Source organism: Tabrizicola sp. (genome assembly GCF_022842145.1).
Taxonomy (GTDB): domain Bacteria; phylum Pseudomonadota; class Alphaproteobacteria; order Rhodobacterales; family Rhodobacteraceae; genus Tabrizicola.
This window is the reverse complement of sequence record NZ_JALHQD010000013.1, coordinates 1-22,603: the sequence shown is the minus strand read 5'-3', so window position 1 is coordinate 22,603 and position 22,603 is coordinate 1. Positions and strand designations below refer to the sequence as shown.

The following is a 22,603-nucleotide window of genomic DNA, read 5'->3' as shown; positions in this document are numbered from 1 at the left end:
GCAGGGGCCCTTTCGTCATATCAGGCTCCAGTCTCCTCGTGCAGCGGCGACGGCAGCTACAGTGCTGTTGGCCACCACATGCGCCCAGATGGCGTCGGCGACCCGGTTCCTTCTCAGCGCGACCAGTGCGAAGATCAGGCCGGCGAGCCCGGCTTCGACCCAGCGGCCATGCAGCAAGGCAAAGGCCAGACTGGACAGCCCCACTGCCAGTACCCGCCGCCAAAGCTGCAGCCCGTCCAGCCGGGTGAGAAGGTAACCGCGAAAGAACATCTCTTCGATCACCGGGACCAGCACCGTCGTCACCAGCACACGGCACACCGCCCAGGCCATGAAGGCCCAGGCAGGGAACGTCGCGAGAAGGCGTCCAAGCTCGGGGTCTGCTGCAGGGGCAGTAAGGACCCAGCCGATGCCAACGACCGCTCCGGCCCCCAGCGAGACCAAGTCCGGCCGCCACTCCATGCTGCGGAAGACAGGGAGGAAGACCAAAAGCGCTGGGGCCAGCACAAAGACTCCAAAGGCCATGCCAAGCCCGGGATGCGGCGCGAGAGCAGCCACCAGGGTGCCCGCGACCATGAACGCGGCAAAGGGCAGAAGTTGGGCCGCTACCGGGTCACTGCGCAGCGGGCGCGGTAAGGCAGTGCGGGTGCCTTCGCGGTGCAGCCAGGGCATCGTCTGCGCCACCGCCGTCAGCCCGAAGGCCAGAGCGGTAAACATCAGCCAGCCAGCATAGGAGTGGAACCCGTTCACCGCGATCTCGGGCGAAAACCGCGCGCCGATCAGGATCAGAAGTGTGATGCGCAGGATGTTCAGGATCCAGCTGCACAGCAGTCCCAGCGGCAACATCACGAGAAGGAAGCGGGACATCCGCACATCGGCTCGGAAGATGAAGGCATAGATACCGATGAAGGCGGTCACCAGGGCGAAGCCCTCGACCCCGGAACATGGCGGGCCGATGTTGACGTAGAAGTCGCCGATTCCGATTGTGTAATCGACTGCCGATACATCAGCCTCCGCGCCAAGCAGGTTCAAGGTGGTCGCCACGGCCTCGAAAGTCAGACTGGCAAGGGCCTGCGCATTCCACAGAGGGTGAAACTGGAAGACGATATCCGGCAGGAGGGCGGCCAGCATGAGGATCGGAAACAAACTGCGGCCGCGGGTCCAAACCAAGCGCCACCAGGCACTTGGCGGAGCGACCCAAAGCAGTCCGCCCACCCCTGCCAGAACCATTCCTACCGCGAAGAATGACAGCGCCTCACTCAGGCCGTCGGCGAGGTTTCTGCCCCAGTAGAGCCAGAGCGGCACGAGGATGATGCAGACCCCGGCAACATGCGCCGTGAGGGCCACGGCGCTGCGATGGCTTGCCGCGGTTGCCACGAACTCGGCAAAAGTTGCGGGCCAGGCGCGGATCAGAAGTGCCAGCACACCCAGCACGACAAGCGATCGTAGCAAGAGACCCCGCAGCGCGTTGCAGGTGCCCTCGAAGTCGGTCAGGCCGCATTCGATGTCCGCGTAAAGTTGATAGGATAAAGCGATCAGCACCAGTTCGAAACCGAAAAGCAGCCCGATGAAGACCACGCGGCGCGGCTTGGCCGGGGAACTGCCCGCTTGAAACGCCGTCATCCCTGTACAGTCTCCTCCTGATCGCGGTCGCCTTGGATCAGTCTGCCGGAATGTGCGGACCTTTCAAGGGTCCTGGGGCGCCAGCATCCGGATTCGCCGCTCGCGCCAGAGGGTAAAAAGGCCTGCAGCCACCACGATTGCTGCCCCGATCAGGGTCCAGACATCGGGCAGGTCGCCGAAAACCACCAGCCCCAGGACGATGGCCCAGAGAAGCGAGGTATATCGGAACGGCGCGACAAGGCCGATGTCGCCGTGGCGCATGGCGGCGACCGAGGTGAGATAGCCGACGATGAGGAAAAGGCCCGCGCCAAGGACCCGGTAAAGCTCCCAGTTGGTGGGGGTGTGCCAGCCCTGGAAGCTGACGCCGGTCCAGCCCATCAGCGTCACCGCGACGGCCGCGCCCAAGGCAACCAGAGTCGAGGGGACCTGGCCCTGCAAGGGTCGGACCGAGAGGTCACGCACCACGACGCAGGCCACCGAGGCAAGGCCAAGCAGCGCCCAGCGGTCGAACCCCTCGGTCCCGGGGCGGATGATGATCAGGACGCCCACGAGGCCGACGAGGATCGCGGTCATCCGCCGCCAGCCGATCTTGTCGCCGTAGACCAGCGCCGAGGCGAGGGTGATGAGGAGGGGCAGCGCCTGCAGGATGGCCGCGAGGTTTGCGAGCGGCATCCGGAGGAGGGCTTCGAGAAAGAGGATCGTGGCGGCCACGTCGGCCAGCGAGCGGAGCAGGATCAGCCAGCCATCGCGGCGGTTGGGGCGAAACCTGAAAGCTCCGGTGGCGAGGCAGAGGATCAGGAGGCCCACGACAGCGATCGATCCGCGCAGGCCGATGGTCTGGAACAATGGAAGAGTCTGGGTGACCGACTTCATGAAGGTGTCGTTGATCGTGAAGGCGGCCATCGAGGCGCACATCAGAAGGATGCCGCGGAGGTTCTCTGACATTGGCACTGGCAGGGTCCTTCTCCTGGGCCTTGGGTAGCAGGCGCCAAGGGGAAGGGGAAGTGCCCGCGCGCGGACAGATGCCCAGGATGTTTGGACTCAAGGGGTTAGGTGGGGGTGTAAACCGGTTGGAAAGGTTTGCATCCTTGGCGCAGGTCGCGGTTTTCGACATGGGCGCTGGCGCGCAAGTCTTATGTCTCGCCCGTTCCGCGTGAAGAACGCGCAACGGGCTCGGGCATTGGGGGTGCTTCGCCCCCCAAACCCCCAGAGGATATTGGGGCAAATGTGAAAGGCGTCAGCTCTGGTGGAGCCGCGCCGGGGGACCATCCGTCCGTCTGGCTGACGCCGGCGGCCCGATCTGCATCAAAGCCGCCGGTCCGTCCAGATCAGGCCGAAAGAAGCACCGGCAAGGGGCAGCCGCCCTCGAGGACCCGGCCGGTGACGCTGCCAAACACCAGTTCGTGGATCGGGGAGTGGCGAACGGCACCGGCGACGATCAGGTCGCAGCCCGCCTCGGTCGCGGCAGCAACAAGGGCATCGTGAATATCGCGGCCGCTACGGGGGATCTCGCGGAACTCGGCCTTGATGCCGTGGCGGGCGAGGTGATGCGCGGCTTCGATCCCGGACTGATCCATCCGGAGCACCTTGTGGTCGGTGACGCGGGCGACGATGGCTTCCCCACCCGGGGGAAGGAGAGAGAGAGCGTCCTGCATTGCGCGGGCGGCAGCATGGGTGCCGTCCCAGGCAATCAGAGCGCGGCGCGGCGGGGTGGTGGCGGTCGTCTTCGGCGCAATGACGAGGGGGCGACCGGAATCGAACAGAGCGGCCTGTGCCAGGAGACGCTCGCCCACCAGAGGGCCGCGCCGCCCGGTCAGGATGCCGAGGTCGGCCACCTTCATGTGGTCGGCAAAGACCTCGCCAATCCCGTAGGCAAAGCTTGAGCGGTCGACCACCGCGGTTGCGACCCCTGCCCGGCCGGCCAGTGCGGCGACGGCGGACCTTGTGGCGGCGAAGTCGACGTCATCTGCACCGCTGTCGGAGACATCGATCGGGAATGCCAGCACGATCACCCGAGCGTCCAGAGCAGCAGCCCATCCCAGTGCCAGTGAAAGCGCCGCGGGGTCCTGGCTCAGACTTGACGGCTCGGCATGGGTGACGATCGAACGAACGGGCATTGTATGGGGTCTCCTGTCCACAGATTTCCTGGAGCGGAGGTATGTATGGCAATGCCTTCCAACAAGGATGCCGGGCCGAAACGATGCGCGAAAGCGCAAAGAAAAGCCCCGCCGACCTGTCGGTCGGCGGGGCTGATGTCCTGCCCGAAGGCCGCGCGTCTTAGTCGCGGCTTTCGATCGTATCGACCAACCCGGTGTCGAGGTCCTTGTCGAGCTCGGGCTCCATCACGGCCAGCGGGGCGGCGAGGGCGGCTGCTTCTTCAGCATCCGACCGGCGCGCTTCGATGACGGTGAGGTCACGGTCGGCAGCGATCTTCTTCACGCGGCTTGTGGCGCCACCGGTGCCCGCCGGGATCAGGCGGCCGACGATGACGTTTTCCTTCAGGCCCAGAAGCTTGTCGCGCTTTCCCTGCACCGAAGCTTCGGTAAGGACCCGCGTGGTTTCCTGGAACGAGGCCGCCGAGATGAAGCTGCGGGTTTGCAGCGACGCCTTGGTGATCCCCAGAAGGACCGGCTCGGCCTTCGCCTCACGGCCACCACGGGCGACCGACTTGGCGTTTTCTTCGTCCAGTTCGATCTTCTCGACCTGTTCGCCCTTGAGGAGTGTGGTGTCGCCACCATCGAGGATCTCGAACTTCTGCAGCATCTGCCGAACGATGACTTCGATGTGCTTGTCGTTGATCTTCACGCCCTGCAGACGATAGACGTCCTGCACTTCGTCGATCATGTAGTTGGCAAGCGCCTCGATCCCCAGGATCCGCAGGATGTCGTGCGGAGCCGGGTTGCCGTCCATGATGTAGTCACCCTTCTGGACGAAGTCGCCTTCCTGAACCGGAATGTGCTTGCCCTTGGGGATCATGTATTCGACGGCGGTCAGCGTCTCATCGACCGGTTCAACGGTGATGCGGCGCTTGTTCTTGTAGTCCTTGCCGAAGCGGACATAGCCATCGGTTTCCGCGATGATCGCGTGGTCCTTCGGACGACGGGCTTCGAACAGTTCCGCCACGCGGGGAAGACCCCCGGTGATGTCCTTGGTCTTGGCACCTTCGCGCGGGATACGCGCCACCACGTCGCCGGGCCGCAGTTCCTGGCCGTCTTCGACCGACAGAATTGCGTCCACCGACATGGCGTAGGTGATCGGGTTGCCGCTGTCGCCGCGCACCGGATCGCCCGTGGCCGGGTCCATCACGATGATCTCGGGCTTGAGGTCGCCGCCCTTGGGCACCGAACGCCAGTCCGAGACGATCTTCTGGGTCATGCCCGTCGCATCGTCGGTTTCTTCGCGAACCGAGATCCCCGCGACGAGGTCCTTGAACCGTGCCACGCCGGTCTTTTCGGCGATGATCGGCAGGGTGAAGGGGTCCCATTCGAAGAGTTTATGGCCGCGCTTGACAGTTTCGCCTTCCTTGACGTGAAGCTTCGCGCCGTAGGTCAGCTTGTGGGCGGCCCGTTCCTGGCCCGCCTCGTCGATGATCGCGATCTGCATGTTCCGGCCCACGACGATCTGTTCGCCGGTGACGTTGGACAAGAGGTTGGCGTTGCGGAACTCGATCTTGCCTTCCTGGCTGGCTTCCAGGAACGACTGCTGGCCGCCCTGCGCCACGCCGCCGATGTGGAAGGTCCGCATCGTCAGCTGGGTACCGGGTTCGCCGATGGATTGGGCGGCGATGATGCCGACCGCTTCACCGATGTTCACCAGCGTGCCGCGGGCCAAGTCACGACCGTAGCAAAGCGCGCAAACGCCTTCCTCGGCCTGGCAGGTCAGCGGGCTACGGATGCGGATCTGGGCGACGCCCGAACCGTTGATCAGGTCGGCACGGCGTTCGTCGATCAGCTCGCCCCGGGCCACCAGGACTTCGCCGGTCGCCGGAACCACGACGTCATCGGCCGCGACGCGACCAAGGACGCGCTCGCCCATCGGCACGATCACTTCACCGTCGTTGACCGCAGCCGAAGCCATGATCGCCTGTTCGGTGCCGCAATCGTGGCTGCGGACAATGCAGTCCTGCGCCACGTCGACCAGACGGCGGGTCAGATAGCCCGAGTTCGCCGTCTTGAGCGCGGTGTCGGAGAGACCTTTCCGCGCGCCGTGGGTCGAGTTGAAGTATTCAAGAACGGTCAGACCTTCCTTGAAGTTCGAGATGATCGGCGTCTCGATGATCTCACCCGACGGCTTGGCCATCAGGCCGCGCATGCCGCCCAGCTGCTTCATCTGGATGACCGAACCCCGGGCACCGGAGTGGGCCATCATGTAGACCGAGTTCGGCTCGCGCTCGGCGCCGTTCTCGTCGTGGCGGACAGCGGAGATCGTGGCCATCATGGCCTCGGTCACCTTGTCGTTGCACTTGGTCCAGGCGTCGACGACCTTGTTGTACTTCTCGCCCTGGGTGATCAGGCCGTCGAGGTACTGCTGTTCGAAGCCGGCGACCTGTTCCTTGACCTCGTTGACGATGGTCCACTTGGTATCCGGGATCACCATGTCGTCCTTGCCGAACGAGATGCCGGCACGGAACGCCTCACGGAAGCCGAGGGTCATGATCTGGTCGCAGAAGATCACCGATTCCTTCTGGCCGCAGTAGCGGTAGACGGTGTCGATGACGGTCTGGACGTCCTTCTTCCGCAGAAGACGGTTCACCAGGTCGAAGGGGGCCTTGGCGTTCAACGGCAGGAGGTTGCCAAGCCGCAGGCGGCCCGGCGTGGTGTCGAAGCGTTTCCAGACGATGTTGCCGGTCTCGTCGACCTGACGGAGACGCGCCTTGATCTTGGCGTGCAGGTGCACGGCACCGGCAGCCAGCGCATGCTCGACTTCGTCGATGTCGGCAAAGGCCATGCCCTCACCGACCATGCCCTTGCGCTCCATCGTGACGTAGTAAAGGCCGAGGACCATGTCCTGCGACGGCACGATGATCGGGTTGCCGTTGGCTGGCGACAGGACGTTGTTCGTCGACATCATCAGGACGCGGGCTTCCAGCTGGGCCTCAAGGCTCAGCGGGACGTGGACGGCCATCTGGTCACCGTCGAAGTCCGCGTTGAAGGCCGAGCAGACCAGCGGGTGCAGCTGGATCGCCTTGCCTTCGATCAGGATCGGCTCGAACGCCTGGATGCCCAAACGGTGCAGCGTCGGCGCGCGGTTCAGAAGGACCGGGTGTTCGCGGATGACTTCATCCAGGATATCCCAAACCTCGGGGCGCTCTTTCTCGACCAGCTTCTTCGCCTGTTTGACAGTCGAGGACAGGCCCTTGGCTTCAAGCCGCGAGTAGATGAACGGCTTGAAGAGTTCCAAAGCCATCTTCTTCGGCAACCCGCACTGGTGCAGCTTGAGTTCCGGGCCGGTCACGATGACCGAACGACCCGAGAAGTCGACGCGCTTGCCGAGCAAGTTCTGACGGAAGCGGCCCTGCTTGCCTTTCAGCATGTCCGACAGCGATTTCAGCGGGCGCTTGTTGGTGCCCGTGATCACGCGGCCACGACGGCCGTTGTCGAACAGCGCGTCGACGGCTTCCTGCAGCATCCGCTTTTCGTTCCGGACGATGATGTCCGGGGCGCGAAGCTCGATCAGGCGCTTCAGGCGGTTGTTGCGATTGATGACGCGACGATAAAGGTCGTTCAGGTCGGACGTGGCGAAGCGGCCGCCGTCCAGCGGGACCAGCGGGCGCAGTTCCGGCGGGATCACGGGAAGCACGGTCAGGATCATCCATTCCGGGCGGTTGCCGGATTCCAGGAACGACTCGACGATCTTCAGCCGCTTGATGATCTTCTTCGGCTTCAGTTCGCCGGTGGCTTCCTTCAGCTCTTCCCGCAGGTGCTCGGCAGTCGCGTCCAGATCGATCGCGGACAGCATTTCGCGGATCGCTTCAGCGCCGATATTGGCGGTGAAGGCGTCGGCGCCATACTGGTCCTGCGCGTCGAGGAACTCTTCTTCGGTCAGCATCTGGGCATAGGTCAGGTCGGTCAGACCCGGCTCGATGACGACGTAGTTTTCGAAGTAGAGGATGCGTTCCAGATCCCGCAGCGTCATGTCGAGCATGAGGCCGATCCGGCTGGGCAGCGACTTCAGGAACCAGATGTGGGCGACGGGGGCGGCCAGTTCGATGTGGCCCATCCGCTCGCGCCGCACCTTCTGCAGCGTGACTTCAACGCCGCATTTTTCGCAGACGACGCCGCGATACTTCATGCGCTTGTATTTGCCGCAGAGGCATTCGTAGTCCTTGATCGGCCCGAAGATACGGGCGCAGAAGAGGCCGTCGCGTTCCGGCTTGAACGTGCGGTAGTTGATGGTTTCCGGCTTCTTGATCTCGCCGAAGGACCACGAGAGGATCCGCTCTGGCGAGGCCAGAGAGATCTTGATTTCGTCGAAGGTCTTGACCGGTGCAACCGGGCTGAACGGGTTGGTCGAGAGTTCCTGGTTCATTTTATCTTCCCATATGAAGGGCTGCGGTCAGAGGGGTGGAGAGCCGGTTTCTTCGAAGAAACCGGCCCGGAATTTTCGAAAATTCCGGTCACTCCTCCTCCGCATCCAGGAGTTCCATGTTGAGGCCGAGGCCCCGCACTTCCTTGACAAGGACGTTGAACGATTCCGGCACGCCGGCTTCGAAGTTGTCCTCGCCCTTGACGATCGACTCGTAGACCTTGGTCCGGCCTGCCACGTCGTCCGACTTCACCGTCAGCATTTCCTGCAGGGTGTAGGCGGCGCCGTAAGCTTCCAGAGCCCAGACCTCCATCTCGCCGAGACGCTGGCCACCGAACTGGGCTTTACCACCCAACGGCTGCTGCGTGACCAGAGAGTACGGACCGGTCGAACGGGCGTGCAGCTTGTCGTCGACAAGGTGGTGCAGCTTGAGCATGTACTTCACGCCCACGGTCACCTTGCGCTGGAACTGCTCGCCCGAGCGGCCGTCGAAGACGACCGACTGGCCCGAGGTGTCGAATCCGGCGCGGGTCAGCGCGTCGTTCACGTCAGCCTCTTTCGCGCCGTCGAAGACCGGGGTCGCGATCGGAACGCCCTTGGTCACGTTGCCTGCCAGTTCCAGGAACTCATCCTCGTCGCGGCCGGCGAAGGCCTCTTCGTAGGTCTCGTCCCCATAGGCGAAGCGGACAGCCTCACGCACCGGAGTCATGTCGCCGGACCGGCGATATTCCTTCAGAGCGTCGTCGATCTTGATCCCCAGACCGCGTGCGGCCCAGCCCATGTGGGTTTCCAGGATCTGACCGACGTTCATCCGGCTGGGCACGCCAAGCGGGTTCAGCACGAGGTCGACCGGCGTGCCGTCCGCAAGGAACGGCATGTCTTCCATCGGGACGACCTTGGAGATGACGCCCTTGTTGCCGTGACGGCCGGCCATCTTGTCGCCCGGCTGCAGCTTGCGCTTCACCGCGACGAAGACCTTGACCATCTTCATGACGCCCGGAGGCAGGTCGTCACCGCGGCGCACCTTTTCGACCTTGTCGTCGAAGCGGTGATCCAGGGCGCGCTTCTGCGCTTCGAACTGGTCGTGCAGGGCTTCCACGTCCTTGGCGTCGTTTTCTTCACCAAGGGCCAGTTGCCACCACTGGCCGCGCGACAGCGTGCCCAGCAGTTCTTCGTCGATGGTCGAACCGGACTTGATGCCCTTCGGCCCCTTCACCGCGGTCTTGCCGGTGATCAGGGTCTTGAGGCGCGCGTAGATGTTGCGCTCCAGGATCGCGAGTTCGTCGTCGCGGTCACGGGCGAGGCGTTCGACTTCCTCACGCTCGATCTGCAGGGCGCGTTCGTCCTTGTCGACGCCGTGGCGGTTGAAGACGCGCACTTCGACGATGGTACCGAAAGCCCCCGGCGGCAGGCGCAGCGAGGTGTCGCGGACGTCCGAAGCCTTTTCACCGAAGATGGCGCGGAGGAGCTTTTCTTCCGGCGTCATCGGGCTTTCGCCCTTGGGGGTGATCTTGCCCACGAGGATGTCGCCCGGCTGCACTTCAGCGCCGATATAGACGATCCCGGCTTCGTCCAGGTTGCGGAGCGCTTCCTCGCCGACGTTCGGGATGTCGCGGGTGATTTCCTCGGGCCCGAGCTTGGTGTCACGGGCGGCGACTTCGTATTCCTCGATGTGGATCGAGGTGAAGACGTCGTCGCGCAGGATGCGTTCCGAGATCAGGATCGAGTCTTCGTAGTTGTAGCCGTTCCACGGCATGAAGGCGACGACGACGTTCCGGCCAAGGGCCAGTTCGCCCATGTCGGTGCAGGGGCCGTCGGCCACCACTTCGCCGCGCTTCACCACGTCACCCACCTTCACCAGCGGGCGCTGGTTGATGCAGGACGACTGGTTCGACCGCTTGAACTTGCGCAGACGGTAGATGTCGACGCCGGGTTCACCGGGGTCCAGCATCTCGGTCGCGCGAACGACGATACGGGTGGCGTCGACTTGGTCGATGACGCCCGCACGGCGTGCCATGATGGCGGCGCCACTGTCACGCGCAACAACCGCTTCGATGCCGGTGCCCACGAAAGGGGCATCGGATTGCAGCAGCGGCACGGCCTGACGCTGCATGTTCGAGCCCATCAGGGCGCGGTTGGCGTCGTCGTTTTCCAGGAACGGGATCAGCGATGCCGCAACAGACACGAGCTGCTTCGGCGACACGTCGATCAGGTCCACCGAATCCGGCGGGTTCAGCATGAATTCCCCGGCCTTCCGGCTGGAAATCAGCTCTTCGGTGAAGCGGCCCTCGGCGTCCTGGCCAGCGTTGGCCTGGGCGACGGTGTGGCGCATTTCCTCGGTCGCCGACATGTAGATGACCTCGTCTGTCACCTTGCCGTCGATCACCTTGCGGTACGGGGTTTCAATGAAGCCGTACTTGTTCACGCGGGCGAAAGTGGCCAGCGAGTTGATCAGGCCGATGTTCTGGCCTTCCGGCGTTTCGATCGGGCACATCCGGCCATAGTGGGTCGGGTGGACGTCGCGAACCTCGAAGCCTGCACGTTCGCGGGTCAGACCGCCCGGCCCAAGGGCCGAGAGGCGGCGCTTGTGCGTCACTTCGGACAGCGGGTTGGTCTGGTCCATGAACTGCGACAGCTGCGAGGAGCCGAAGAATTCACGCACCGCAGCGGCGGCCGGTTTCGCGTTGATCAGGTCTTGCGGCATGATCGTGTCGATTTCCACCGACGACATGCGTTCCTTGATCGCGCGTTCCATCCGCAGGAGACCGACGCGGTACTGGTTTTCCATCAGTTCGCCGACGGACCGGACCCGGCGGTTGCCGAGGTGGTCGATGTCGTCGATCTCGCCCTTGCCGTCGCGGAGTTCGGTCAACGCCTTGATGCAGGCGATGATGTCCTCGCGGTCCAGCGTGCGCTGGGTGTCGGGCTTGCCGAGGTCGAGGCGCATGTTCATCTTCACGCGGCCGACGGCGGAGAGGTCATAACGCTCCTTGTCGAAGAAGAGCGTGTCGAACAGCTGCGAGGCCGCTTCGACGGTCGGCGGCTCGCCGGGGCGCATCACGCGGTAGATGTCCATGAGCGCGGTGTCGCGGCCCATGTTCTTGTCGACCGCCATCGTGTTGCGGATGTAGGGTCCGACGTTCACGTTGTCGATGTCGAGAACGGGGATATCGGTGATCCCCTGGTCCAGGAGGACCTTGACGGTGCCGCCCTTCACTTCACCGTCGCGGTCCAGTTCCCAGGTCAGCTCATCGCCGGCCTCGACCCAGATCTCGCCGGTTTCCTCGTTGATGATGTCCTTGGCGACGTAGCGGCCCATGATGTGGTCGAAGGGAACCAGAAGCTCGGTGACCGTGCCCTCGTCCTTCCACTTCTTCACCATGCGCGGCGTGGCTTTCTCGCCTGCTTTCAGGATGACTTCGCCGGTTGCGGCGTCGACCAGGTCATAGGCCGGGCGGGTGCCAGAGACGCGCTGCGGGAAGAACTTGGTGACCCAACCCTTGTTCTTCACGTAAGCAAAGTTGATCGTCTCGTAATAGGCATCCATGATGCCTTCCTGGTCCATGCCAAGCGCGTAAAGCAGCGTCGTCACCGGAAGTTTCCGGCGGCGGTCGATGCGCGCGAAGACCACGTCCTTGGCGTCGAACTCGAAGTCCAGCCACGAGCCGCGATACGGGATGATGCGGCAGGCGAACAGCAGTTTGCCCGAGGAGTGGGTCTTGCCCTTGTCGTGGTCGAAGAACACGCCGGGCGACCGGTGCATCTGGCTGACGATCACGCGTTCGGTGCCGTTCACGATGAACGTGCCGTTGTGCGTCATCAGGGGCATGTCGCCCATGTAGACGTCCTGTTCCTTGATGTCCTTGACCGACCGTGCCCCGGTCGTTTCATCGACATCAAACACGATCAGGCGCAGCGTCACCTTCAGGGGTGCCGCATAGGTCATGTCGCGCTGCTGGCATTCGTCAACGTCGTACTTCGGCTTTTCCAGCTCGTACTTGACGAACTCCAGAACCGAGGTCTCGTTGAAATCCTTGATCGGGAACACCGACTGGAACGTGCCCTGGATGCCTTCGCCGTCCAGCGGCTTGTCGCTGTCACCGGACCGCAGGAAGAGGTCGTAGGAGGATTTCTGAACCTCGATCAGGTTCGGCATCTCCAGCACTTCGCGGATTTTACCGAAATAGCGGCGGATGCGTTTCTGGCCAACATAAGCTTGCGCCATGTGTCTGGTCACCTTTCCATTTTTCGCTGGCGCACCACCCGTCGGGCCACGGGCGCGCACCGCTTGCGAAGAGACCGATGGGTTCCATTCGTGCCGCCCGTCCCGAAGGGTGGCTCCCGAACCCGCCGCGTCTGGGGAGAGGCTTTGCGCGAAAGCCCCTTCCAAGACGCGCATGGCTGGGACCGAATTCCTCGGCCCCAGCCCTGCTTTTTGCCGGGGTTGCCCCCGATGTCCGATTACTTCAGCTCGGCCTTGGCGCCAGCTTCTTCGAACTTTTTCTTCATCGCTTCGGCGTCGGCTTTCGAGACGCCTTCCTTGATCTTGCCGCCAGCTTCCGTCAGGTCCTTGGCTTCCTTCAGGCCGAGGCCCGTCAGTTCGCGCACAACTTTGATCACGTTGATCTTGTTGGCGCCGGCGTCGGTCAGGACGACGTCGAATTCGGTCTGCTCTTCAGCCGGAGCGGCAGCAGCAGCAGCCGGGCCGGCAGCCATCATGACGGCGCCACCGGCGGCCGGCTCGATGCCGTACTTGTCCTTCAGGATGGTCTTCAGTTCCTGAGCTTGCAGGAGGGTCAGACCAACGATCTCTTCGGCGAGTTTGTTCAGATCAGCCATTTTACAGTTCCGTTTGTTAAGATGGGTTCCAACGATGCGGGGTCAACCACACCGGGTATTGGGTCAGGCCGCAGCCTTCTCCTCGATGGTCGACAGGATGCTCGCGATGTTCGACGCAGGCGCACCAATGGCCCCGGCGATGGCAGACGCGGGCGAACCGATGCACGACACGATCTGAGCGAGAAGCTCTTCGCGCGACGGCATGGCAGCCACGGCCTTGATACCAGCCTGGTCCAGAACCGTGTCGCCCATTGCCCCGCCGATGATGACGAACTTGTCGTTCGACTTGGCGTAGGCCTCGCAGACCTTGGCCGCAGCCACAGGGTCTTCCGAGAAGGACAGCACGGTCATGCCCGTGAGGAGGTCACCCATCTTTGCAGCGGGCTTCCCTTCAAGGGCGATCTTGGCGAGCGTGTTCTTGGCAACGCGAACGGACCCACCCACGTCGCGAAGCTTCGCGCGCAGGTCCTGCATCTGTGCAACCGTCATCCCGGTGTAGTGGGCAACCACCACAACGCCAGAGCTTTCGAAGATCTGGCCGAGTTCGTCGACCACTTTCTCTTTTTGGGCTCTATCCACAGTTTCACTCCAAGGTTGGGGGTTTCCCCCCGGCTCATGTGTGCCCCCTTGCGGGGGCGTTCGGGTCCGTAATCAGGTTCCCGAAACCAAGATCACCCGAAGGTGCCCCAAATCTCGTTCCCCATCTCGGGCAGGATTTATGACGTTTGCGCGCCACCCACCGTCTCGGACAGAACCGGGCCTGAAGGGCTTGCCTTGCGGCCCGGGTAGTCCCCCTCCCCTTGCGGGTCGGGATTTCGCAGGTGGGCGGTTCCGCGGGCTTGCCGCGCGGTCGCCCACCATTGTCTCAGGCTTGGGTCGCCGACGAGATGTCGACCGACACGCCCGGGCCCATCGTGGACGACAGCGACACCTTCTTCAGGTAGGTGCCCTTGGCGCCCGTCGGGCGGGCTTTGGACACAGCGTCGACGAAGGCGCGGATGTTCTGCGCCAGCTTCGCGTCGTCGAACGAGACCTTGCCCACGCCCGCGTGAATCACGCCGGCCTTTTCGACCTTGAACTGGACCTCGCCGCCCTTGGCACCTTCGACGGCCGCCTTCACGTCCATCGTCACGGTGCCGACCTTCGGGTTCGGCATCAGGTTGCGCGGCCCGAGGATCTTGCCCAGGCGGCCGACCAGCGGCATCAGGTCCGGCGTCGCGATGCAACGGTCGAACTCGATCTTGCCGGATTGGATCGTCTCCATCAGGTCTTCCGCACCGACGATGTCGGCGCCAGCGGCCCGGGCTTCGTCAGCCTTGGCGCCGCGGGCGAAGACAGCGACGCGGACGGTCTTGCCGGTGCCGTTGGGCAGAGCCACCACACCACGGACCATCTGGTCGGCGTGACGCGGGTCGACGCCCAGGTTCATCGCGATCTCGACGGTTTCGTCGAACTTGGCCGATGCAGCCTGCTTGATCAGTTTCACCGCGTCTTCGACGGTGATGTTCGCCTTGCCAGCGAAGAGTTCGGCCGCCTTGGCGACGCGCTTTGCAACTTTCGTCATGACGATCAGCCCTTCACTTCGATGCCACAGGACCGCGCAGAGCCGAGGACGATCTGCATTGCAGCTTCCACGGAGTTCGCGTTCAGGTCCTTCATCTTGGTCTCGGCGATCTTGCGCAGCTGGGCTGCGGTGATCGAACCGGCGACCTCGCGGCCCGGCTTGGCCGAACCCTTGGTGCGGTTCCGCTTGCCAACCGACGGCAGACCGGCGGCCTGCTTGATCAGGAACGCGGCCGGCGGGGTCTTGAGCTCCAGGCTGAACGACTTGTCCTGGTAGTAGGTGATGATCACGGGCGTCGGCGTCCCCGGGGCGATCTCGGCGGTCTTCGCGTTGAATTCCTTCACGAAGGCCATGATGTTCAGGCCGCGCTGACCCAGGGCCGGACCGACCGGGGGCGACGGGTTCGCTTGCTGGGCTTTGACTTGCAGCTTCAGGCTGCCGATAATCTTCTTGGCCATCTGGCCTTCTCCTTTGTCACAGCGTCCGCCCGGAATTGGGTAGACGCGGTTTAGTGGTCCGGTCCGTCACCCCTCCCCCTTTTCAGAGGATCGGGCGCTCGCCTCCCACGCGATGCACTCAGTTCCCTTTGGAGACCTGAGTGAATTCCAGTTCCACGGGCGTCGCCCGGCCGAAGATCGAGACGGTGACCTTCAGGCGGCTGTGAGCCTCGTCCACATCCTCGACCATGCCCGAAAAGCCTTCGAACGGGCCGTCGGTCACTTGAACCGTCTCGCCGATGTCGAAACGGATCAGGTTGCGCGGCGCTTCCAGACCTTCTTCGACGCGGTTCAGGATCGCGTTCACTTCGTGGTCGCGCATCGGCATCGGCTTGCCCTGCGGACCAAGGAACCCCGTCACCCGATTGATCGACGAGATCAGGTGGTAACCCTTGTTCGACATTTCCATGTGGACCAGCACGTAACCAGGCATGAAGCGACGTTCGGACGTGACCTTCTTGCCGCGGCGGACCTCGATCACTTCCTCGGTCGGCACCAGGACTTCGTCGATCTCTTCTTCAAGCCCCGCATCGGCGACGGCGGTCTTGATCTGCTCGGCTACCTTCTTCTCGAAATTCGAGAGAACGCTTACCGAATACCAGCGCTTCGCCATCTTGCCTGCTTCCTTGCTGCCCGGGCCATTCGGCCCCGTCTTCGTGTGGTCCCGGAACAAAAAACAGCGCGCACCCCGAATCGATGCGCGCCGGTGTCCCTTTGGTTGGCGCGGGGTCTACCCCCTGCCCATCCTCAATTCAAGAGGGAAAGCCGGAGCCGCGTCGAAATCAGGCGCCGATGATCGCTTGCAGCGCCGTCCGGATGCCGAGGTCAACCAGGCTGAAAAAGGTCGCCGCAAGGGCGGACAGGATGAAGACCATCAGCGTGGTCAGCAGAACCTCGCGGCGGGTGGGCCAGACCACCTTGGCGACTTCGGCGCGGACCTGCTGGAGGAACTGGATGGGGTTCGTCGTGGACATGGGGATTCCGGCTTTGGGTTCGAAGCCGGAGATACGGGTTTGGGCCGGGGAATTCAAGCTCCACGCTGGGGGAGATGCATTCGCCCACACGGGACACGCAAGGGAATGCCGTGATAACAACGAGTTGTCTGCGGACCGTAACATCTCAGAAACCAACTTTCTGCGGTTTCCGCTGTCTCAATGGCCACGGAAGCCCCGCAGCGAGCGGACAAAAGACGTCCGGCGCCCGTATGGACGCCGGACGCAGTCAACTCTGCATTCCCCGGGACAGAAGAGAGGCAGAGCTTTACCGTGTCACTTCAGCCGGGTGACGATGCCGTCGGCGAAAGCCTCGACCAGCCGGGTATAGGCACCGGACGTGTCGGTGGAGAGCAGAAGCACCGCCCCCTCAGGCACGACCACCTGGGCATTTTCCAACGAAACCTGCAGCTCGTAGCCGTCGGCGTTGCTGCTGTCGGTGTCCACGATGGTGACCTGTCCGACCAGCACGGCATCGCCAAGGTTCAGCTCGCGCTCGAATGCGCTCGCAAGCTCGACTTCGCGGATGTCGACCTTGATCTGGGTACCATCGATCACGCCGTTCTCGTCCGGCTTCACCTCTTCGGCTGCAAGCCGGTCGGTCACCCGCGCGGCAATGGCGTTTTCGAGGTCGGCTTCAAGGTCCGCCCAGAAGGTAGCGGCCTCGGCGTTGGTGATGGCAGTGACGTCAACCGTGACGTCGATCCCCGCGACCTTTTCGACGGCGGCGGCAAGCGGGCTGGCGAGCAGGGCCAGAAGTGCAACGGACGCCGTCTTTTTTGCGTGAATCATAGATATCTCCATTCCTGTGATCAGGTGCATGGAGAGAGAACGCGCGAAAACTTGCCGGGTTCCCGGACGGAACCTGTAACGACGTGACGTAACTGATGGGAGATGGCAGGGGCAGCAGGGCTTGAACCCGCGACCTACGGTTTTGGAGACCGTCGCTCTACCAGCTGAGCTATACCCCTACGCGGAGGTCGGGTTAAGGCAGGTGGCGCAAGAGGTCAAGGGATTCTCTTCGTGCGGGTGGCTTGTCAGGGACCGCCCGCGCACCAGCTTTGTCCCGCGTGAACTGGAGGTCCGGATGCCGAAGATGCGCAGGAAATCGGATCTGCCGCAGAAGACCTGTCTGTGCTGCGGACTGCCGTTCAGCTGGCGCAAGAAGTGGGAGCGGGACTGGGACGAGGTGCGCTACTGTTCGGATCGGTGCCGGAAGACCGGTGCAAAGCGCGAGGTTGGTGCCGCGCCGCGATGACGTCCTGATGCGGCGGGGTCGGCCAACCGCGACGAGAAGACGAAGTCGAACGAGGAGCCGTCTGGTCAGGACAGGGCCCGTTCCCTAGTCTTGGGTCCAAGGAGGACCCGGTGCAGACAGCAGCAGACATCGTGGCAGAGTTCGCCGCCCGGCATTGGGTTGCGGTAGCCGGGGCCGATCTTGGCCCGGCGGCGCGTGTGCCAACCATGCTGACGCCCGAGGAGCAGCTTCTCTACCACTGGCTTGGTCGCCGGGTGAAGGGCGACGGCGCCGTGGTCGACCTTGGCGCCTATGCCGGAGGCTCTGCGGCCCGGCTTTTGTCGGGTCTCGCGCTGTCCGGCCGGGCTTGCCACGTTCATAGCTATGACCGCTTCAGGACCTCACGCGCGCTATGGGCGCGGTACATGCCGAGCGAGCCGCTGCCCGACGCCGATGACGCTGACCTGTTGCCGCTGGTTCAACGACACCTTGCGCCCTGGGCCGACCGCGTCACGCTGCATGTCGGCGATATCGGTGCGCAACGCTGGACTGCGGGGCCGATCGAGGTTCTTTCGGTCGATGCCGCGAAAGGCTCGGCGATGGCCGACCACATCGCGGCCGAGTTCTTTCCGGCGCTGGTGCCGGGGCGGTCGATCCTGGTGCAGCAGGATTACTTGATGTCGGTGCAACCCTGGCTTTGCGCCCAGATGGTGCGCTTGCGCGACTGTTTCGTGCCGCTGGCCCATGTGCCGAAGGTGGGCCTTGTCTTCCTGACCGTTGCCCCGGTGACCCACGCTGCGCTGATCGCGGCGAAGGTGGGGGAACTGACTGACGGCAAGCTGATGAGCCGGGTGCGCGAGGCAGCGGCCTGGCACGAGGGCATGGTCCAGCGCGCGCCCTTCAAGACAATGCTCGATCAGATCAAGGCGCATCCGGGCGTGCGGCTGGGCTGGCAGATGCGGCAGGCGCGGGCACGGGGTTAAAGCTTTGGCCCCACATCCCGACCGGGGAAGCGGCGGTTGAACTCGGCGATGTAATCGTCGGCGTCCACCGGGCGAAGCGTGCGAAGAATAAGGTCCAGCTTCTCTTCCAGCCGGTCGTCCTCTTCCTTCGACTGCGGTGATCCGACGAACAGGAAGAAGGCCAGGCCACCGACCTGCCAGAGGATCTGCAGGAATTCGGACTGCCAGTTCTCCATCGTGTCGCGGCCCATCTCGACCAGGTATTCCGACACCAGGATCGGCGCGCCATGCTGGGCTTGCTGGTCGACATAGGCGAACCAGCCGAAGGTCCAGTGGCCGATGAATGCGCCAAGGAACAGGATCAGCGTGATCCAAGCGTAGCTGTAGCGTTTCCAGATGGACATTCCAGCCTCCGTTGCTGAGGCGAGAACCCTGCTGGGGGCCGAATGGTTCCGACGGGCCGGAGGCGCTGCCCCCGGCCCGTCGGCAAATCAGATGGTGCCCGCTGCCATCTCTTTGGCGATGTGGTCGGCCTGGCGGATCGCCAGCGCGACGATGGTCAGCGTCGGGTTTTCCGCCGCACCGGTGGTGAACTGCGAACCGTCCGAGATGAACAGGTTCGCGATGTCGTGGGTCTGGCCCCATTTGTTGCACACACCGTCCTTGGGATCTTCCGACATGCGGTTGGTGCCAAGGTTGTGGGTCGACGGGTACGGCGGGGTCGGGAAGGCGCGGGTGGCGCCCACGGCCTCGTACATCGCGATACCCTGCTTGTAAGCGTGGTCGCGCATCGCGATGTCGTTCGGATGGTCATCGAAGTGGACGTTCGGGATCGGCAGGCCGAACTGGTCCTTCTGCTCGGGGTGAAGCGTGATCCGGTTGGTCGCCTGCGGCATGTCTTCGCCTACGATCCACATCCCCGCCATGTTCTCGTAACTGTCGAGCGCGGTGGTGAAGCTGCGGCCCCAGCCGCCGGGATTCAGGAAGGCGGCCATGAACGGCAGACCAAGGGCCAGCGTCTCAAGCTCGTAGCCGCCGACGAAGCCGCGGTCGGGCTCGTGGATCGCCTCGTCCTGCATGATCCCGGCCATGGTGGTACCGCGCCACATGCGGACCGGCTTGTCGAAGACCGCATAGACCGATCCGGTGACGTGCCGCATGTAGTTGCGCCCCACCTGGTCGGAGGAGTTGGCCAGCCCGTTCGGGAACATCTCGGAGGCCGAGTTCAGCAGCAGGCGAGGCGACTCGATGGTGTTGCCGGCCACGCAGACGATACGGGCCTTCTGGGTCTGCTTGTTGCCGTCCTTGTCGAAATACTCGACCGCCGTGACCTTGCCGGACTCGTCATGCAGGATCTTGGCGACGTGGGAGCGGTCGCGCACCTCCAGGTTGCCCGTCGCCTCGCCCGCCGGGATGTCGGTGTAGGCGGCGGACCACTTGGCGCCCCATTTGCAGCCCTGGAAGCAGAAGCCGGTCTGCTGGCACGCCATCCGGCCATCGTAGTCGGCCGAGTTGATCGCCATGCGGCCGGTGTGGACTTCCTTGTAGCCAAGCGCCTTGGCGCCTTTCTCGAAGACGAGGTAGTTGTTGTTGCCCGGCAGGCCCGCGCGGTCGCCGGTACGGGTTACACCCAGCTTGGTTTCCGCTAGATCATACCAGGGGGCCATTTCCGCCCCGTCAATCGGCCAGTCGAGAAGGTTCGCCCCCTCGACCGCGCCGTAGGTGGACAGCGCCTTCCATTCGTGATCCTGAAAGCGGATCGACGCGCCCGCCCAGTGGGTCGTGGTGCCGCCGACGGCCTTCACGATCCAGGCCGGGAGGCCCGAGAAATCCTTGGCCACGCGCCAGTCGCCGCTGGTGGTCCGGGCGTCAAGCCAGGCCAGTTGGCCGAAGCTTTCCCATTCGTCGTTGATGTAGTCTTCGGGCAGATAGCGGCCCCCAGCTTCCAGCGCCACGACCTTGACGCCCTTCTGCGCCAGCTCGTTGGCCAGGACCCCGCCCCCTGCCCCGGTGCCGATGATGACGACCACTGAATCGTCGTTCAGATCAAACGTTGCCATGTGTTCGCCCTCCTCTCAAAGCCAGTCGATGTCGTTGAAGCCGCGCTCGATGTAGCCACCCTGAGAGAAGCTTTCCCCCTGGTAGCCGAAGATCGGCCAGACCTCTTTCTGGTTATAAAGCCCGGTCACCAGGCCCGACCGCACCGTCTGGAAGAAGGGTGTCGTCTCCATGCCCTGCAGCAGCTTGACCCGGTCTTCCTCCCATCCCGCCGCGACATAGCTGTCGAACCCGGCGGCCTTGGCGGCAGCGTCAAGGGCTGCAACACCCTCGGCCACCAGGGCCTTTTTTTCTTCGCTGTCATAGCCCTTGACCGCCACGGCATAGAACTGGTCCGGCACCTGGTCATGCGGGTAGATGTCGCGCGCCATCTGCAGCAGCGTCGCCATCTGTTCCGGAGTGATCGTGGTCACCTCGACCGCCCAGGCGGCGTCGGGCGCGGCGATGAAGCCGGTGCCGACCATCGCCAGCGCTCCGGCAGACAGGCTGCGCGACAGGAGCTGACGCCGGGTCAGCCCCCGAAGATCATGTTTCGTCATGGTTTCCTCCCTTGATTTCGATACCGAAGCGCCCGCCCTCCCTCCTCAGAGATAGCGACCGCCCCGTTGCAGGACCTCGATCTGGTAGCCGTCGGGGTCTGCGATGAAGAAGAAGCGGGCGATCACGCTGCCCGCAGGTGCAAAGTCCACTAACTTGCGCGGGGCGAGTCCCGCCGCCGTCATCCGGGCGTGCGCGGCGTCGACATCATCGACGCTCAGGGCAAGGTGGCCGTAGCCATCGCCCAGATTGTAAGCCTCGGTCCGGCCCTTGTTGACCGTCAGTTCCAGCTCGAAGGATTGCTCCGGGTTGGACAGATAGATCAGCGTGAAACTGTCGAAATCCAGCCGTTCGGCGACCTTCAGCCCGAAGGCGGTTTCATAGAAGGCCAGGGACCGCGCCTCGTCGAGCACGCGGATCATCGAGTGTATCAGCTTGGCCATTGTCCCCCCGGAGGTCCTGTTGATCTGGTAAGATTACCGGACCAATTTTGGGGGTAGGTAGTACGTGAATACTACAGGCGGATTTTCCTATTCAGCCGCGATCGCTGCGCCGGGCTGGGGCACCTGCTCCAGCTCGCCCAGGTGGATCATGCAGGCGCAGCGCAGCAGCGAGGTGAAGTTCGTGGCCTCACCATGCTGTTCCAGGACCTCGGAATGCAGCTTGGACAGAAATCCGGGGGTCGAGGACCCATCCCGCGCCGCCATCTGGTCGACCATGCCCCAAAACGCCCGCTCCAGCCGGATGCTGGTGGACTGGCCGTTCAGCCGCAAACGTCGGGTGACATATTCATACCGGGCCGGGTCCTGCCCGGCGAACATCTGACACATGGCTGGCCTCCCTGCTGGCCTTGTGAACGCCGGGAAAGGTGGGCCGGATCGGACGAATCGTCAACGCGACATTGGTGGGACCCGGGCCTCTTCACCGATCACGTCTTCTTGACGTACTGGCACAGGATCACGATCTGCTGGTCGTTCACCCGACCCTCGATCTGGTCGGCGTTGTCCAGTATCAGCCGGATGCCCCGAACAGAGGTGCCGCGCTTGGCCACCATCGAGCTGCCCTTGACCGGCAGGTCCTTGATGAGCACCACCGTATCGCCCGGTGCAAGCAGGACACCGTTGCTGTCCCGATGTTCGACTTTCGGAATCTCGTCCTCGCGCCCCGCTTCGGCGCGCTTCAGGACCTCGGGATCAAGATAGACGGTGTCGAGAAGTTCGGCCGCCCAGCCCTCGGTCGGCAGCGCCCGCAGAAGGCGCCACGCGGCAATCTGCGTGGCCGGATCCTCGGACCACACCGCGTCACCAAGGCAGCGCCAGCGCGGTCCTGGGGTGATCTTGCCTTCCAGGGCGGCGGCGCAGACCGGGCACAGGAGGGCCACGTCATCGCCGGGCGTAAGCGGTGTCGGGGCGGCGTCGGGGGCAGCACACAAGGCGCAGGCGGACATGGGGTGATCCTTGAAATGAAAAAGGCGCGCGGAGTGCCGCGCGCCTTCTGGATGGTTTCATCGCTTCTTAAGCGATGATCTTCGACACGACGCCGGCGCCGACGGTGCGGCCGCCTTCGCGGATGGCGAAGCGCAGTTTTTCTTCCATCGCGATCGGCGCGATCAATTCCACGACGAACTTCAGGTTGTCGCCCGGCATGACCATTTCAGTGCCTTCCGGCAGCTGCACGGTCCCGGTGACGTCCGTGGTCCGGAAGTAGAACTGCGGGCGGTAGTTCGCGAAGAACGGCGTGTGACGGCCGCCTTCTTCCTTGGTCAGGATATA

General features: G+C 63.7%; 20 protein-coding genes, 1 tRNA gene and 1 pseudogene. 2 read left to right on the top strand and 20 right to left on the bottom strand.

The features are described from left to right. Window positions 1-15: 15 nt before the first annotated feature. From xrtE to Q0C42_RS21200, 13 genes are all read right to left on the bottom strand, one after another. Entirely contained in the window at window positions 16-1,620 is a 1,605-nt protein-coding gene (gene xrtE / locus Q0C42_RS21260) for an exosortase E/protease, VPEID-CTERM system (RefSeq protein ID WP_295080990.1), read from the bottom strand. Between the two features lie 63 nt (window positions 1,621-1,683). Further along, window positions 1,684-2,565, bottom strand: a complete 882-nt coding sequence (locus Q0C42_RS21255) for a DMT family transporter (protein ID WP_295080988.1) — start codon at window positions 2,563-2,565, stop codon at window positions 1,684-1,686. A 383-nt stretch (window positions 2,566-2,948) separates the two neighbouring features. Then, window positions 2,949-3,737 carry a universal stress protein gene (locus Q0C42_RS21250; RefSeq protein WP_295080985.1) on the bottom strand — a complete coding sequence of 263 codons (789 nt, stop codon included), beginning with the start codon at window positions 3,735-3,737 and terminating at the stop codon, window positions 2,949-2,951. A 160-nt stretch (window positions 3,738-3,897) separates the two neighbouring features. Next, window positions 3,898-8,148: a DNA-directed RNA polymerase subunit beta' gene (gene rpoC, locus Q0C42_RS21245; RefSeq protein WP_295080982.1), complete on the bottom strand. Its 4,251-nt coding sequence runs from the start codon at window positions 8,146-8,148 to the stop codon at window positions 3,898-3,900. Window positions 8,149-8,236: 88 nt separating this feature from the next. Beyond that, complete coding sequence (gene rpoB, locus Q0C42_RS21240; RefSeq protein ID WP_295080978.1) at window positions 8,237-12,370, bottom strand: DNA-directed RNA polymerase subunit beta; 4,134 nt, start codon at window positions 12,368-12,370, stop codon at window positions 8,237-8,239. Window positions 12,371-12,606: 236 nt separating this feature from the next. Further along, on the bottom strand, window positions 12,607-12,984 hold the full coding sequence (gene rplL / locus Q0C42_RS21235; RefSeq protein WP_295080975.1) for a 50S ribosomal protein L7/L12: 378 nt from the start codon (window positions 12,982-12,984) through the stop codon (window positions 12,607-12,609). 63 nt (window positions 12,985-13,047) lie between these two features. Continuing rightward, on the bottom strand, window positions 13,048-13,563 hold the full coding sequence (rplJ, locus tag Q0C42_RS21230) for a 50S ribosomal protein L10 (RefSeq protein WP_295080972.1): 516 nt from the start codon (window positions 13,561-13,563) through the stop codon (window positions 13,048-13,050). Between the two features lie 286 nt (window positions 13,564-13,849). Then, window positions 13,850-14,548, bottom strand: a complete 699-nt coding sequence (gene rplA / locus Q0C42_RS21225; RefSeq protein WP_295080969.1) for a 50S ribosomal protein L1 — start codon at window positions 14,546-14,548, stop codon at window positions 13,850-13,852. 5 nt (window positions 14,549-14,553) lie between these two features. After that, window positions 14,554-15,006 carry a 50S ribosomal protein L11 gene (gene rplK, locus Q0C42_RS21220; RefSeq protein ID WP_295080966.1) on the bottom strand — a complete coding sequence of 151 codons (453 nt, stop codon included), beginning with the start codon at window positions 15,004-15,006 and terminating at the stop codon, window positions 14,554-14,556. Window positions 15,007-15,124: 118 nt separating this feature from the next. Then, the gene (gene nusG, locus Q0C42_RS21215; protein ID WP_295080963.1) at window positions 15,125-15,658 is read right to left on the bottom strand and encodes a transcription termination/antitermination protein NusG; all 534 of its coding nucleotides are present in this window, start codon (window positions 15,656-15,658) and stop codon (window positions 15,125-15,127) included. A gap of 169 nt (window positions 15,659-15,827) precedes the next feature. Beyond that, the gene (gene secE / locus Q0C42_RS21210) at window positions 15,828-16,019 is read right to left on the bottom strand and encodes a preprotein translocase subunit SecE (protein WP_295080960.1); all 192 of its coding nucleotides are present in this window, start codon (window positions 16,017-16,019) and stop codon (window positions 15,828-15,830) included. Window positions 16,020-16,313: 294 nt separating this feature from the next. Further along, on the bottom strand, window positions 16,314-16,829 hold the full coding sequence (locus Q0C42_RS21205; protein WP_295080957.1) for an LPS assembly lipoprotein LptE: 516 nt from the start codon (window positions 16,827-16,829) through the stop codon (window positions 16,314-16,316). 103 nt (window positions 16,830-16,932) lie between these two features. Beyond that, window positions 16,933-17,008: transfer RNA gene (locus tag Q0C42_RS21200), tRNA-Trp, on the bottom strand. A gap of 116 nt (window positions 17,009-17,124) precedes the next feature. Between Q0C42_RS21200 and Q0C42_RS21195 the strand changes: the two genes are divergently transcribed. Further along, window positions 17,125-17,295: a DUF2256 domain-containing protein gene (locus tag Q0C42_RS21195; protein ID WP_295080954.1), complete on the top strand. Its 171-nt coding sequence runs from the start codon at window positions 17,125-17,127 to the stop codon at window positions 17,293-17,295. Window positions 17,296-17,405: 110 nt separating this feature from the next. Next, window positions 17,406-18,257, top strand: coding sequence for a hypothetical protein (locus Q0C42_RS21190; protein ID WP_295080952.1), 852 nt, complete (start codon window positions 17,406-17,408; stop codon window positions 18,255-18,257). Here Q0C42_RS21190 and Q0C42_RS21185 read toward each other — a convergent pair. From Q0C42_RS21185 to tuf, 7 genes and pseudogenes are all read right to left on the bottom strand, one after another. Next, window positions 18,254-18,640: a DUF6766 family protein gene (locus Q0C42_RS21185; protein ID WP_295080949.1), complete on the bottom strand. Its 387-nt coding sequence runs from the start codon at window positions 18,638-18,640 to the stop codon at window positions 18,254-18,256. The genes Q0C42_RS21190 and Q0C42_RS21185 overlap by 4 nt on opposite strands. Before the next feature lie 87 nt (window positions 18,641-18,727). Then, window positions 18,728-20,296, bottom strand: coding sequence for a GMC family oxidoreductase (locus tag Q0C42_RS21180; RefSeq protein ID WP_295080946.1), 1,569 nt, complete (start codon window positions 20,294-20,296; stop codon window positions 18,728-18,730). 15 nt (window positions 20,297-20,311) lie between these two features. Beyond that, on the bottom strand, window positions 20,312-20,833 hold the full coding sequence (locus tag Q0C42_RS21175; protein ID WP_295080943.1) for a Twin-arginine translocation pathway signal: 522 nt from the start codon (window positions 20,831-20,833) through the stop codon (window positions 20,312-20,314). A gap of 45 nt (window positions 20,834-20,878) precedes the next feature. Continuing rightward, on the bottom strand, window positions 20,879-21,274 hold the full coding sequence (locus Q0C42_RS21170; protein WP_295080941.1) for a VOC family protein: 396 nt from the start codon (window positions 21,272-21,274) through the stop codon (window positions 20,879-20,881). 87 nt (window positions 21,275-21,361) lie between these two features. Further along, window positions 21,362-21,661, bottom strand: coding sequence for a ribbon-helix-helix domain-containing protein (locus Q0C42_RS21165; protein ID WP_295080938.1), 300 nt, complete (start codon window positions 21,659-21,661; stop codon window positions 21,362-21,364). Between the two features lie 98 nt (window positions 21,662-21,759). Next, window positions 21,760-22,278, bottom strand: a complete 519-nt coding sequence (locus Q0C42_RS21160; protein WP_295080935.1) for an alkylphosphonate utilization protein — start codon at window positions 22,276-22,278, stop codon at window positions 21,760-21,762. Window positions 22,279-22,345: 67 nt separating this feature from the next. Next, a pseudogene (gene tuf / locus Q0C42_RS21155) lies at window positions 22,346-22,603 on the bottom strand (elongation factor Tu); the annotation flags it as partial.